Consider the following 13,163-nt stretch of genomic DNA (forward strand, 5'->3'; position numbering starts at 1 on the left):
AATACAAGGGTGGGCAAAGCAAAAGCGTGCCCACCATCTTTCCGCGACCGAGATAGCGGTGGGCACGGCGCTCACGCGCCTTTGCCCACCCTGCGATTGCGCGTAGCCCCCTTGGAGTTACGCGCTTAATGACGATGTCATGCTCGACCGTTACGGTTCCGCCTCTGTTGGAAACGGAATCGCGGAGCATCGCGCATGGTCAAGGGATCGGCACTCGCCTCTCTCATCGTCCTTATTGGGACATCGTCATTGTCGGCGCAGACGATCTATCCGATCGATCGTGCCGAGATCCTGGCCGGCGCGCAGTTCGACTTCAAGGTCGAGTTTCCCGGGCCGGTCGATCCGGCCAAGCTGAAGGTGACGGTGAACGGCGCGGACTATGCGACCGCGTTCGGCCGTTCGGCGACCTTCATCGAGCGCGAGGACGGCAAGGAGCAGTCGGCGCTGATCCTGCGCGACGTCACGCTGACCACGCCGGGCAGCATTGCCGTGGATGTGGGCGACGGCACGCACCAGCGCAGCGTCACATGGACGGTCTACGACACGGGTCCGCGCAAGGCCAAGAACGTCATCCTGTTCATCGGTGATGGCATGTCGCCGGCGCATCGGGTCGCAGCCCGAATCCTGTCCAAGGGCATTGCGGAGGGCAAGAGCCGCGGCAAGCTCGCCATCGACGACATGCCTCATATGGCCCTGGTGGCGACCGCAGGCTCGGACTCGATCATCACGGACTCCGCGAACTCGGCCAGCGCCTATGCGACCGGGCACAAGAGTGCCGTCAACGCCCTCGGCGTCTACGCGGATCGCACCGCAAGCCCGTTCGACGATCCCCGGGTCGAAACCATCACGAGCCTCGCGAGGAGGCGGCTCGGCATGGCGATTGGTGTTGTCACCAATACCGAGATCGAAGACGCAACGCCGGCCGCGATGGTCGCGCACACCCGCCGGCGCGCCGCCTATGACGAGATCGTCGAGCAGTTGTTTGCGGCCAAACCGGATGTGCTGATGGGCGGCGGCAGCGCGAATTTTCTGCCGAAGTCGGCCGCCGGCTCGAAACGCAAGGACGAGACCGACTACATCGCGAAGTTCCGTGACGCAGGCTATCAGGTCGCGACGACCGCGGGCGAGCTCGGCTCTGCCGCCGCAAAGCCGGAGACCGGCAAGCTGCTCGGCCTGTTCGCCGCCGGCAACATGGACGGCGTGCTCGACCGCAAATTCCTGAAGGGCGGCGGCGTGAAGAAGTTTCCCGAGCAGCCTGACTTGACCGAGCAGGTGCAGGCAGCGCTGAACATCCTGGCGAAGAACGAGGCCGGCTTCTTCCTGATGGTCGAATCCGGACTGATCGACAAATATGCGCATGTGCTCGACATGGAGCGGGCCGTCTACGACACGATCATGCTCGACAATGCGGTGCGCCAGACCCGCGAATGGGCGCGGGCGCGGGGCGACGATACCCTCATCCTGGTGCTCGCGGACCACAATCATCCCAACAGCCTTGTCGGCACGATCAACGACGACATGAGCGCCACGCCTAACGTTTCCTTGCGCGAGCGCGTCGGCGTCTACGAGCAGGCCGGGTTTCCCAATTATCCGGCGCCCGATGCGGATGGCTATCCGTTACGCGTCGATGTCAGCCGCCGGCTCGCGATCTTCTCGGCCAGCCTGCCGGACCACTACGAGACGTTCCGCCCGAAGCTCGACAATCCGAACGAGCCCACCGTGAAGGCGGGCGACGACGGGACCTTCAAGGCCAACGACAAATACAAGGACGTCCCGGGCGCGGTGCTGCGCCCGGGCAATCTGTCGGCGATGATCGGCGCCAGTGTGCATTCGGGCGAGGACGTCATCCTCACGGCGACCGGGCCCGGCAGCGAGCGCGTGCGCGGCTCGATGGACAATACCGAGGTCTTTCGCCTCATGGTCGACGCGCTCGGTCTGGCCGCCGGGCAGTAGCCGCCACGCGCGGCTCAAACAAAAATGGCCGGGATTGCTCCCGGCCATTTGCATTTGCGTTTCGCCTCAGCGCGGCGGCGCGGTGCCGGCCGGGGGCGGCGGCAGCGAGGCCTGGCCGCCGTTGAGCAACGGCGTGATGTTGCGGATGGTCACGCGACGGTTGATCGCGCTCGACCCCTGCGTCTGCTCCTTCAGGTACTGCTCGCCGTAGCCCTGCGACGTCAGGTTCTCCGCGGGCACACCGAACTGCTGCGTCAGCAGCTCGGCTGCGGATTGCGCACGACGATCCGACAGCGACAGATTGTCGACCTCGTTGCCGACCGCGTCGGTGTGTCCCTCGATCAGGAACACCTCGCGCGGATTGCGCTGGATCGCCTGGTTGAGGCCGTCGGCGATCACCTGCAGCCGGGCCGCCTGGTCCGGCGGGATGGTCCACGATCCCGTCTCGAAGATGATCGTGTTGACGTCGATGCTCGGCATCTGCATGCGAACATTGGGGCTGTAGCGGATCTCGTCGAGCGAGTAACGCCGATCGATCCGCTGCACCGGCGGTGCAACCATCGTTTGGTAGATCACGTCCGGCGACGCTTCCTGGGCGTCGACGATGTAGCGATCATAGGGAATGTTCACGACCGGCGGCGGCACGTCGACATAGAAGCCGCCGACCGCCCGCGGATCGCGGTAGGTGTTGTCGATGATGATGACCTCGCGCCCGCGGGGGTCCCTGCGGATTCGCCGCAGCAGCGAACCGTCCGCGCCGACCACGGTGATCACCTCGCTGCCGTCGGGACGGACCACGACGGTGCGGGTCTCACCGCCGACGGTGTCGGTGCGGATGTCGCGGGCGCCATAGCGGAAGCGATAGAGGTCGTTGCCGCGGACGTAAGCCTGCCCGCCCGGATCGCGGATGATGATGCGGTCCGGCTCGGTATAGACGGTGCGGCCGCCTTCGACGACCTCGCGTCGCTGGCTGTGCATGTCGGCAATGGTGGCGCCGATCACCGCGCCCGCCACCACGCCTGCACCAATCGCGAGCGGGGTCAGGTCGCGCTGCTGCGGGCGCGGCGGAGGCGGCAACGGCGCGGCGATCGTCGGGGCGGTCCGGAAGGCCGGCGCAACCGTCGGCGGAGTGTTCCGCACCCTGTCGGGCGGCGGGGTTGCGGCCGCCGAGCCCGGCACGATGCTCGGTGCCGCGACGCCGGCGGGAGGCGCCGGCGGCCGGGGCGGGGCACCAGCCTGCGGACCTGCAGCCGGGGTTCCGGCTGCGGGCGGCGTTCCACCCTGCTGGCCAGGAGTCGGCGTCGCAGTCGGGGCTGGAGTCGCGCCGGGGGCCGGCGTTGCCGAACCTGGGCGTCCGGGCGGCGGCGTCGGCGTTCCACCGGGAGCAGGCGCTGCCGTCGGAGCGGGCGCGGCACCAGGAGCCGGCGATCCTGCAGCCGGAGGCGTGCCGGGACGTCCGCCGGGCGGCGGTGCGCCGGGGCGGCCAGCGGGTGGTGCGCCGGGCGTGCTGCCCGGAGCCGGCGTTGCGGTCGGCGCAGGTGTTGTCGTTGGCGCGGGTGTCGCAGTCGGGGCAGGCGCGGCGGTCGGAGCAGGCGCTCCCGGCCGTGCCGTCGGCGCTGCGGGCGCCGGAGAAGGCGTCGCCGTGGGCGCCGGGCCGGGGCGGCCCGGAGGCGTTGCTGCAGGCGGCGGCGCTGGTGGCGTCGGGGCCGGACGTGCTGCGGGAGGCGGCGGCGTCGGCGCGTGCTGCGGAGCCGCGGCAGGAGGCGGTGCCGGCGGCGTGGGAGCCGGGCGTGCCGCTGGCGGCGGAGGCGGAGGTGTCGGGGCGTGCTGCTGCGGCGCCGCGGCCGGAGGCGGCGAAGGCTGCTTCGGTGCGGCAGGGGGCGGGGGTGGCGGCGGGGGGGCCGGACGGGCCGCAGGTGGCGGCGGAGGCGGTGGCGGCGCGGCGGGACGCGGCGGTGCGGCTGCCGGCGGCGGCGCAGCGGGCGGGTGGGGCGGTGCAGCGGCGGGCGGCGGAGCGGCCGGGCGCGCGGGCGCAGCAGGCGGCGCAGCCGCGGGACCCTTCGGCGGCTGCTTCGGTTTTCCGTCAGGGCCCGTGTCTTGAGGCTGCGCCTGCGCGACCACGAGCGGCGGCGCACTTTGCGCTTGCGATGCGGAGCTTGCGAATTGCATCGCGGTCAGAGCCGTCGTCGCGAGCAGCACGAAACGAAGATTGGTCATGGTGGTGAACTTCCCCGGAAGGTTCTTTGACGAAGTGTTGGGATGAACAGCTACGCGTTAGGCCGGATTGTGGCGGGCGAAGCGGTCGCGGCCCGATTTATTTCTGCACGGAAATCACGTCACTCCGGCAACGTTCATTGCGCATTCAGACGCTGGTTGCAATTGCCCCGCATGTGATCGCCGCTTCATGCGTGCTTCCGCAGCGGAATTGCATCGGTCGCAGGATTCGGCGTCAGCGGCCCGTTCGGCCCGCGCGATGGAATCTCTTCAGGCATGCGGCCCGGCAATTCGTCGGGCCGCGGTGGCGAGCCGGGTTCGCGCACCGGCGGCGTGATTTCAGGCTGCGGATTGCCCGGCGGAATGCCGGGTGGCGGTTCGGCGGGAGTCCCCGGTGTTGCCGGCGGAATCTCGGGCGGTTCGATCGGCATCGGCATCATCGGGATCAGTTGTCCGGGGAAGGACAACGATGATGTGGCGCCGATGTTCCTCATCGCATCGCGCTGGCTCTGACTTATTCCGGCGCGTGGCACACGGCCTCGATGTTGTGACCGTCAGGGTCGAGCACGAAGGCGCCGTAGTAATTCGCATGGTAATGCGGGCGGATGCCGGGCGGGCCGTTGTCGCGTCCGCCGGCCGCGATGGCCGCCTTGTAGAAGGCATCGACGGTGGCGCGGTCGCGGGCCGAGATCGCGACATGCACCGGCTTATTCATGGCGCCTTCGCCGCCGATCCAGAAATCCGGCTTGCCGTCGGCGCCGAAGCCTGCGGCGGCCGCGTGGCCGGTCTGCTCCGCCGTGACTTCCATGATCAGGCCGTAGCCGAGCGGAGCCAGCGCCTTGGCGTAGAATGCCTTGGCGCGCTCATAGTCGGAGACGGAGAAACCCAGATGGTCGATCATCGTAACCTCCTTCGTCCTTCAGCGTGAGAGGAACGTATTGCTTCGTGTCTTGCGCATGATCGCGAATCCGCGCGCGACCATGTCGGCAATACAATCCTGCTGCCATTCGTTTTGTGACAGATGCTCGATGACGACCGCGCGCGGCCATAGCGAGGGTGGTGCATCGCGGAAGAAGCCGATCAGCACGCGGTCCTCAAAACCCTCGACGTCGATCTTCAGCGAGTCGATTTGCGTGACGCCGGCCTCGTCGAGAATGCGCGTCAGCCGCAGCGACGGCACCTTGATGGCCTCGGCGCTCGCCGTGCCGGTGACGACGTGCGTGGCGCCAAGGTTACCGCCGCCACTCTCGATCATCAGCTCGCCGTCTTCATCGCCTGCCGCGGCCTGCACCAGGCGCACCTGCGGCGTCTCCGATGCGGCGTGGTTGAACGAGAGCCGCGCGAACGTCATGGGATGCGGCTCGATCGCAACCACCTTGCCCCTGGTGCCGACCTGCCGCGCCATCACCAGCGCAAAAGTGCCGACATTGGCGCCGACGTCGACGAACACGCCGCCGGCGGGAGTGTGCTGGCGCAGAAAGTCGAGCTCGTCGAGATTGTAATCGGGATTGAACAGCGCGCCGCGCTCCGTCGCGCTGCCCTGGTGATAGAAGCGGAACGATGCGCCCTGATATTGCACGTCGACAGGGCCGCCGCGCAGCAGGTTGACCAGCCGCGACATCCAGGGCCGGAACGCGCCGCGCTTCAGCCCGGACTGCTGTGCGAGGCGAATGATCGCAGCCTGCGCCGCATTGGGCGCAAACGCGCCGAACGGCGCGGACGAAGGGGCGTTGTCGGTCGTCAAGCAGGCGGTCCTCGTTGCAAGCGGCGCATGCATAGCCGGTTTTGATGCGGACTCCAACGCTCGATGCGAGCCGTAATCTCGCTGCCGTCGCCTGGGACGCGGGGAGAGAGTACTACGCCGCCTTCTTCGGGGCTTTGCGCTGCCGCAGAAATCGCCCGAGCAGCCTGCGCTTGCCCTTGCGCGGGATCAGCTCGATGTCGCTGACGAGCTTGGCGCCGCCCTTGCGGCGTTCCAGCACGATCTTGCGGCTGTGGAAGGCCTCCAGCTCGGCACGATGCGCGACGCTGACGATGGTCGCCTTCGGCAGCGCGTCGGTGACCATCTTCATCATCCTGTCCTGGCTCTTCTCGTCGAGCGCCGAGGTCGCCTCGTCGAGCACGATGATGTCGGGCTTGTGCAGCAACAGCCGCGCAAAGGCGAGGCGCTGCTTCTCGCCGCCGGATAGCGTCTGGTCCCAGGGGCTTTCCTCCTCGATCTTTTCCTTGAGATGGTCGAGGCCGACCTTATGCAGGACGTCACCGATCTCCTCCAGGGTCCAGTCCTCGGCCGCACCGGGATAGGCGACCGCGCGGCGCAGTGATCCGGAGGGCACATAGGGCCGCTGCGGCAGCATGAACAGTCGGCGATCCCTGTGAAAATTGACGCTGCCGCCGCCCCAGGGCCACAGGCCTGCGATGGCGCGCACCAGCGTACTCTTGCCGGTCCCGGATTCGCCGGCGACGAGCAGCCGCTCGCCCGACTCGATCACCACCTCGGTCTCGCCGACCACGGCCGTGCCGTCGTCGAGCGAGACCGACAGATCCTTCATCTCCAGGATGGCGTCGTTGCTGGTCTCGCCGCGCTTGATGCGGCCAAAACCGTCGCCCTGCTCGGCGCGTTCGAGTCCGTCGAGCGACATCATCAGCGAGGCGATGCGGCGCGCGCAGGCGTTCCAGTCGGCAAGCCGCGGATAATTGTCGACCAGCCAGCCGAACGCGCTCTGCACGATGGTGAAGGCGGAGGCCGCCTGCATCACCTGTCCCAGTGTCATGCTGCCGTCGAGGAATTTTGGCGCGCAGAGCAAAAGGGGCACGACCGGCGCAACCAGGCTCGAGCCCTGCGACACCAACGTGGTGCGCATGTGCTGACCGGCGAGCCGCGCCCATTGCCGGAGCACGCCGGCGAAGTTGCGGTCGATGCCGTCGCGCTCTTCCTCCTCGCCGCCCAGCAGTGCGATGCTCTCGCCGTTCTCGCGCACGCGCGTCAGCGTGTAGCGGAAATCGGCTTCGGCCTGGTTCTTGTCCTCGGAAACCTGCACGAAGCGCCGCCCGATCACCAGGATGGAGCCCGAGGCGATCGCGGCATAGAGCATCGCGGCGATCACGAGGAAGCCGGGAATGGTGAGCGTCGAGCCGCCGAACGTGACGGTGAGCGCGCCGCCGATGGTCCAGAGCACGACGATGAAGGTCGCGGCCGAGAGCAGCGCCGAGGTGACGCCGGCGAGGAAATCGACCGGCGAATCGGTGGCGACGCGCAGATCCTCCGCAATCCGGTATTCCGGATTTTCGTGGTCGCCGCGGACGAGGTTGAGCTGGTAGTAGCGCCCGTTCGTGAGCCAGCGCGTCAGCACGCTCGCCGTGAGCCAGGCCCGCCAGCGCCGCTGGATGCCCATGCGCGCGAACACCTGGATGACGCCGAGCACGATGCTGCCGATCGCGAGCGGGAAGAACAACGCGGTGAGATGGAAGACGGCGGTCGCATCGCGCTTCTCGATCGCGTCGAAGATCGCCCGGTTCCAGACATTGATGCCGTACTGGAAGCCGACGGTCAGGACGATCAGCACGCCGAGGCCGATCGAGAACGGCCAGGCCAGTCGATCGCCGTTGCGTCCCCAGAAGCCGCGCGCGCTGATCCAGAACCGCGTCAGCAGATAATCCTTGCGGGCCTGCTCGGCTTCCTCGGGTGAGAGCTCCGGGTCAGGCTCGAGCAATTCGGGCGGTGGTGCGGCGACCTCGTCGCCATTCTCGCCCTTGATCCCGACGATGGGCGGCTTAGGGCCCTGTTCGCGCTTGGCGGCCGGCGTGTGCATGAGCGGACAACGCGAAGGAAATCAATCGGTTCCCTCCAGTTCCGCATGGCACCTCATTCGGCGGCGCCGTCCCGGACGCGCCGGATCCGGGCCGCCCGGTGCAGAACGCGCGACAATTCCTCGATCGAATAGGGCTTTTGCACGAGCTCGAAACCGGTCACGCCCTCCTGCGACAGGGCCTGGCTGTAGCCCGTGGTCAGCACGACCGGCACGCCGATGCCACGGTCGCGGATCGCCTGCGCCAGATCTAGCCCTGTCATGCCCGGCATCACCACGTCCGAGAACACGACGTCGAAGCGATCCGCGTCCATGACGAGCTCGGCGAGTGCGTCGGTAGCGTTGTCGACCAGCGTGATGCTGTAGCCGAGCTCGGTGAGGCCATCGGCGGCGAAATTGGCAAGCTCGATATTGTCCTCGACCAGCAGCACCGACATGCCACTGCCGGCCACCGCCGGCGCCGTGTTCGGCGCCTGCCGCTGCGGCAGCAGGTCCGTCGGCACGCGCGGCAAATAGAGCGAGAAGGTGCTGCCGTGACCGACCTCGCTCGTGACCGTCACCTCGCCGCCGGATTGCCGGGCGAAGCCGAACACCTGGGACAGGCCGAGGCCGGTGCCATGGCCGACCTGCTTGGTGGTGAAGAACGGCTCGAAGATGCGCTCGAGTCGGGCGGCCGGAATGCCGATGCCGGTGTCGGTGACGGTCACGCGGATGAAGCCGCGGTTTCCCAAGCTCTGGTTTTCCAAGTTCTGGTTTCCCAAGCTTTGGCTTTCCAAGTTCTGGCTGCCCGAGGCGTGGGCCAGCGTGTCCGGAACGGTCGCCGCGGCCTCGACCGTGAAAACGATTCTGCCCTTGCCCTGCATGGCGTCGCGCGCATTGGTCGCCATGTTGATCAGCGCCGTCTCGAACTGGCCGGCATCGGCATGGACGAGGCAGGGCTCGGTGGGCAGGCGCATGGCGATCTCGATGGCCGGCCCCAGCAGCGGCGCCAGCATGTCGTGCAGCGCCTGCATCCGCTCGCCGACGTCAAATACCTCCGGCTTCAGGGTCTGGCGCCGCGCAAAGGCGAGCAGCTGCGAGGTCAGCTTGGCCGCGCGCGCCACCGCGTCCGCAATGGCCGTGATGTAGCGCTGTCGCCGCTCCTCCGTCAGTTGCGGCCGGTTCAACAGGTCGACCGAGGCGCGGATCACCGTCAGCAGATTGTTGAAATCATGCGCGACGCCGCCGGTGAGCTGTCCGAGCGCCTCGAGGCGCTGGCTGTGCTTGAGCGCCTCCTCGGCTTCACGCCGCTTGGCAGCTTCGGCCTGAAGGTGCTGGGTGCGACGCAACGCCAGCGCCAACAGTAGAAACAGGAGTGCGGTGGCGGGAATGCCGAACACCAGATGCTGGCCCATGGTGGCGAGCCAGCGCGCGCGGATCGCCGAGGTCTCGAGCCCGGCGCTGACATAGATCGGATATTCGGCGACGCGCCGATAGCCGATGCGTCGCTCGATCCCGTCCGACGGCCAGACGACCGTGATGAGGCCATGCTCCGGGTGGGCCGCGATTTCCCGGCCGACCGGTCCGGTCGGATCCAGCCGAAGGTCGCGGTCGAGCCGCGGGAAATGCGCAAGCAGCACGCCGTCCGTGCGTCCCATCGTGAAGAAGCTGCCGGCATCGGAACCGATCCGCGCATAAAAACTCTCGAAATATTCGGGCAGGACGGAGGCCTGGATCACCCCGATGAAGCTGCCGTCCTCGGAATCGCGGCGGCGGCTCACCCCGAAGAAGCGCGCGCCCTGATAAGGCGGACGGGGCGTCAGGGCCGTGCCGATGAAGCTGCCGATGGATTGGTCGACATGAGCGTAGAAATAGTCGCGGTCCGCAAAGCTGAGGTCCGGCGGCGGCGAGGCGAGGCTGTTGACCAGCGCTTTGCCGTCCGCGTCGAAGATCCAGGCCGATTTGAGCTGCGGCAGCGAATCGGTCAGCCGCCTCAGGCGGCGGTGCAGCGCCGGCTCGCGCGCGCGGATGGTGTCGTCGGGAAGGCCACGCACGACCTCGTTGAGCTCGGCCAGGCTGCGATCGATGGTTTCGAACACCTTGAGCGCGTGCTCATGCACGACGTCGAGCGTGCGCTCGATCTCCCGGTCGGCGGTGTCCCTGGTCGAGGTGTAGGAGATCGCCGAGGTGATGACGAACAGCGCAACCGGCAGCGCCAGGGATGCCGCCATCATCCACTGCAACAGCTTCAGCGAGTTGCGTTGCGCCCTCTGCACAGTCGCTCCGTCCCTGACGGGGAGCTTAACTGAATCTCGCGCAGGGAAGGAAGCAACTTGTGCCGGAACCGCTGGTTGTGCGCCTGGAACTTACGCGCAGTGCGGGTCGGAGAAAATTCTACTCGAATTGACCGCGATCTCGGAGCGTCCCGGCCGGTCCGGCCGGAACGCGAAGCATGAATTTCGTCTTCAGATCTGGCGCTCGACCATCTTGAGCTTGAGCTCGGCGATGGCTTCGGCCGGGTTCAGTCCCTTCGGACAGGCCTTGGTGCAATTCATGATGGTGTGGCAGCGGTAGAGCCGGAACGGATCCTCGAGATTGTCGAGCCGCTCGCCGGTCGCCTCGTCGCGCGAATCGGACACCCAGCGGTTGGCCTGGAGCAGCGCGGCGGGGCCGAGGTAACGATCGCTGTTCCACCAATAGCTCGGACAGGAGGTCGAGCAGCAGGCGCACAGGATGCATTCATAGAGGCCGTCGAGCTTCTCGCGATCCTCGTGGGTCTGGCGCCATTCCTTCTGCGGCGTCGGCGAGGTCGTCTTCAGCCACGGCTCGACCGATGCATACTGTGCGTAGAAATTGGTGAGGTCGGGGACGAGGTCCTTCACGACCGGCTGGTGCGGCAGCGGATTGATCTTCACCGCGCCGTCCTTCACGTCGTGCATCGAGCGGGTGCAGGCGAGCGTATTCTGGCCGTCGATGTTCATGGCGCAGGAGCCGCAGACGCCTTCGCGGCAGGAGCGGCGGAAGGTCAGCGACGGGTCGATGTGGTTCTTGATCCAGATCAGGCCGTCCAGCACCATCGGACCGCAATCATTGGTGTCGACGTAATAGGTGTCGACGCTCGGATTCTTGCCGTCGTCCGGATTCCAGCGATAGACGCGAAACTCGCGGGTCTCGGTCGCGCCTGCGGGCTTCGGCCAGGTCTTGCCGCCAGTGATCTTGGAGTTCTTCGGAAGTGCGAATTCAACCATTGCTCTAACCTTTCGTCATTCCGGGGCGATGCGCAGCATCGAACCCGGAATCTCGAGATTCCGGGTCTGGTCCTTCGGACCATCCCGGAATGACGGCTACTGTTCGATCAATACACGCGCGCCTTGGGCGGGATGTACTGCACGTCGTTGGTCATGGTGTAGTCGTGAACCGGGCGGTACTCGATCTTGACCTTGCCGGCATCGTCCAGCCAGGCCAGCGTGTGCTTCATCCAGTTCTTGTCGTCGCGCTCGGAGAAGTCCTCGCGCGCATGCGCGCCGCGGCTCTCGGTGCGGTTGGCGGCCGAGTTCATCGTCACCACCGCCTGCGCGATCAGATTGTCGAACTCGAGCGTCTCGACGAGGTCCGAATTCCACACCAGCGAGCGATCGGACACGGCGATATCGGTGATGCCGCTATGGACCTTCTCGATCAAATTCTGGCCTTCGCTCAGCACTTCGCCGGTGCGGAACACCGCGCAATTGCTCTGCATCACGTGCTGCATGCCTTCGCGCAGTTTTGCGGTCGGCGTGCCGCCGGAGGCGTAGCGGTAATGGTCGAGGCGGCCGAGCGCGAGCTCGGACGAGTTCGCCGGCAGCTCCGGCTGCTTGGCATTGGGCGTGAGCTTCTCGGCGAGACGGAGCGCCGCGGCGCGGCCGAACACGACGAGGTCGATCAGCGAGTTGGAGCCGAGGCGGTTGGCGCCGTGCACGGAGACGCAGGCGGCCTCGCCGATCGCCATCAGGCCGGGGATGATGGCGTTGTCGTCGCCGTCCTTCTTGGTCAGGACTTCGCCGTGATAGTTGGTGGGGATGCCGCCCATGTTGTAGTGCACGGTCGGCACGATCGGGATCGGCTCGCGCGTCACGTCGACATTGGCGAAGATCTTTGCGGATTCCGAGATGCCCGGCAGCCGCTCGGCCAGCACCGCGGGATCGAGATGGTCCAGATGCAGGAAGATGTGGTCCTTCTTCTTGCCGACGCCGCGGCCTTCGCGGATCTCGATGGTCATCGCGCGCGAGACGACGTCGCGCGAGGCGAGGTCCTTGGCCGACGGCGCGTAGCGCTCCATGAAGCGCTCGCCCTCGGAGTTGACGAGATAGCCGCCTTCGCCGCGCGCGCCCTCGGTGACGAGACAGCCCGAGCCGTAGATGCCGGTCGGGTGGAACTGCACGAACTCCATGTCCTGCATCGGCAGGCCGGCGCGCAGCACCATGCCGCCGCCGTCACCGGTGCAGGTGTGGGCCGAGGTGCAGGAAGCATAGGCACGGCCGTAACCGCCGGTCGCGAGGATCACGGTCTGGGCGCGGAAGCGGTGCAGCGTGCCGTCGTCGAGCTTGAGCGCGATGACGCCGCGGCAGGTGCCCTGGTCGTCCATGATCAGGTCGATGGCGAAGAACTCGATGAAGAACTCGGCGGCGTGGCGCAGCGACTGGCCGTACATCGTGTGCAGCATGGCGTGGCCGGTGCGGTCGGCGGCGGCGCAGGTGCGCTGCGCCTGGCCCTTGCCGAAGTCCATGGTCATGCCGCCGAACGGGCGCTGGTAGATCTTGCCGTCCTCGGTGCGCGAGAACGGCACGCCCCAATGCTCGAGCTCGTAGACCGCGTCCGGCGCGTTGCGCACCATGTATTCGATCGCGTCCTGGTCGCCGAGCCAGTCCGACCCCTTCACGGTGTCGTACATGTGCCAGCGCCAGTCGTCCCTGTGCATGTTGCCGAGCGAAGCCGAGATGCCGCCCTGCGCCGCGACCGTGTGCGAGCGGGTCGGGAACACCTTGGTGATGCAGGCCGTGCGCAGGCCGGCCTCGCTGCAGCCGACCACGGCGCGCAGACCCGCGCCGCCGGCGCCGACCACGACAACGTCATAGGTGTGGTCTTCAATCGGATAGGCTTTGCCGTTGGTGGCGGGAGCGCCGTTGCCCGTGCTATTCGTTGTGGTGGCCGATGTTCCCGTAGCCATGG

General features: G+C 67.2%; 9 protein-coding genes. 1 reads left to right on the forward strand and 8 read right to left on the reverse strand.

Annotation, left to right across the window (positions count from 1 at the left end):
- Positions 1 to 195 precede the first annotated feature (195 nt).
- Entirely contained in the window at positions 196 to 1,953 is a 1,758-nt protein-coding gene (locus AABA86_RS30790) for an alkaline phosphatase (protein WP_338309466.1), read from the forward strand.
- Positions 1,954 to 2,019: 66 nt separating this feature from the next.
- On the opposite strand, the gene AABA86_RS30795 is transcribed toward AABA86_RS30790, so the two are convergent.
- The 8 genes from AABA86_RS30795 to sdhA form a co-directional block, all read right to left on the reverse strand.
- Positions 2,020 to 4,170, reverse strand: a complete 2,151-nt coding sequence (locus tag AABA86_RS30795) for an OmpA family protein (protein ID WP_338309467.1) — start codon at positions 4,168 to 4,170, stop codon at positions 2,020 to 2,022.
- Positions 4,171 to 4,355: 185 nt separating this feature from the next.
- Positions 4,356 to 4,598: a hypothetical protein gene (locus tag AABA86_RS30800; protein ID WP_338309468.1), complete on the reverse strand. Its 243-nt coding sequence runs from the start codon at positions 4,596 to 4,598 to the stop codon at positions 4,356 to 4,358.
- 83 nt (positions 4,599 to 4,681) lie between these two features.
- A complete protein-coding gene (locus AABA86_RS30805) occupies positions 4,682 to 5,068 on the reverse strand; it encodes a VOC family protein (RefSeq protein ID WP_212252122.1) in 387 nt (128 codons plus the stop codon).
- Between the two features lie 18 nt (positions 5,069 to 5,086).
- A complete protein-coding gene (locus AABA86_RS30810) occupies positions 5,087 to 5,911 on the reverse strand; it encodes an FkbM family methyltransferase (RefSeq protein WP_338309469.1) in 825 nt (274 codons plus the stop codon).
- A gap of 112 nt (positions 5,912 to 6,023) precedes the next feature.
- A complete protein-coding gene (locus AABA86_RS30815; protein WP_338309470.1) occupies positions 6,024 to 7,979 on the reverse strand; it encodes an ABC transporter ATP-binding protein/permease in 1,956 nt (651 codons plus the stop codon).
- Positions 7,980 to 8,032: 53 nt separating this feature from the next.
- The gene (locus tag AABA86_RS30820; RefSeq protein WP_338309471.1) at positions 8,033 to 10,231 is read right to left on the reverse strand and encodes a hybrid sensor histidine kinase/response regulator; all 2,199 of its coding nucleotides are present in this window, start codon (positions 10,229 to 10,231) and stop codon (positions 8,033 to 8,035) included.
- Positions 10,232 to 10,420: 189 nt separating this feature from the next.
- On the reverse strand, positions 10,421 to 11,203 hold the full coding sequence (locus tag AABA86_RS30825) for a succinate dehydrogenase iron-sulfur subunit (RefSeq protein WP_212252128.1): 783 nt from the start codon (positions 11,201 to 11,203) through the stop codon (positions 10,421 to 10,423).
- A 107-nt stretch (positions 11,204 to 11,310) separates the two neighbouring features.
- A complete protein-coding gene (sdhA, locus tag AABA86_RS30830; RefSeq protein WP_338309472.1) occupies positions 11,311 to 13,161 on the reverse strand; it encodes a succinate dehydrogenase flavoprotein subunit in 1,851 nt (616 codons plus the stop codon).
- Between the last annotated feature and the right edge of the window lie 2 nt (positions 13,162 to 13,163).

It is taken from the genome of Bradyrhizobium sp. TM233, from assembly GCF_036247965.1.
In the GTDB taxonomy this organism is placed as follows: domain Bacteria; phylum Pseudomonadota; class Alphaproteobacteria; order Rhizobiales; family Xanthobacteraceae; genus Bradyrhizobium; species Bradyrhizobium ottawaense.

Excerpts from the sequence above, each read along its gene's own strand:
- AABA86_RS30790 (WP_338309466.1), top strand. The coding sequence starts at position 196 with ATGGTCAAGGGATCGGCACTCGCCTCTCTCATCGTCCTTATTGGGACA.
- AABA86_RS30795 (WP_338309467.1), bottom strand. The coding sequence starts at position 4,170 with ATGACCAATCTTCGTTTCGTGCTGCTCGCGACGACGGCTCTGACCGCG.
- AABA86_RS30800 (WP_338309468.1), bottom strand. The coding sequence starts at position 4,598 with ATGCCGATCGAACCGCCCGAGATTCCGCCGGCAACACCGGGGACTCCC.
- AABA86_RS30805 (WP_212252122.1), bottom strand. The coding sequence starts at position 5,068 with ATGATCGACCATCTGGGTTTCTCCGTCTCCGACTATGAGCGCGCCAAG.
- AABA86_RS30815 (WP_338309470.1), bottom strand. The coding sequence starts at position 7,979 with ATGCACACGCCGGCCGCCAAGCGCGAACAGGGCCCTAAGCCGCCCATC.
- AABA86_RS30825 (WP_212252128.1), bottom strand. The coding sequence starts at position 11,203 with ATGGTTGAATTCGCACTTCCGAAGAACTCCAAGATCACTGGCGGCAAG.
- sdhA (WP_338309472.1), bottom strand. The coding sequence starts at position 13,161 with ATGGCTACGGGAACATCGGCCACCACAACGAATAGCACGGGCAACGGC.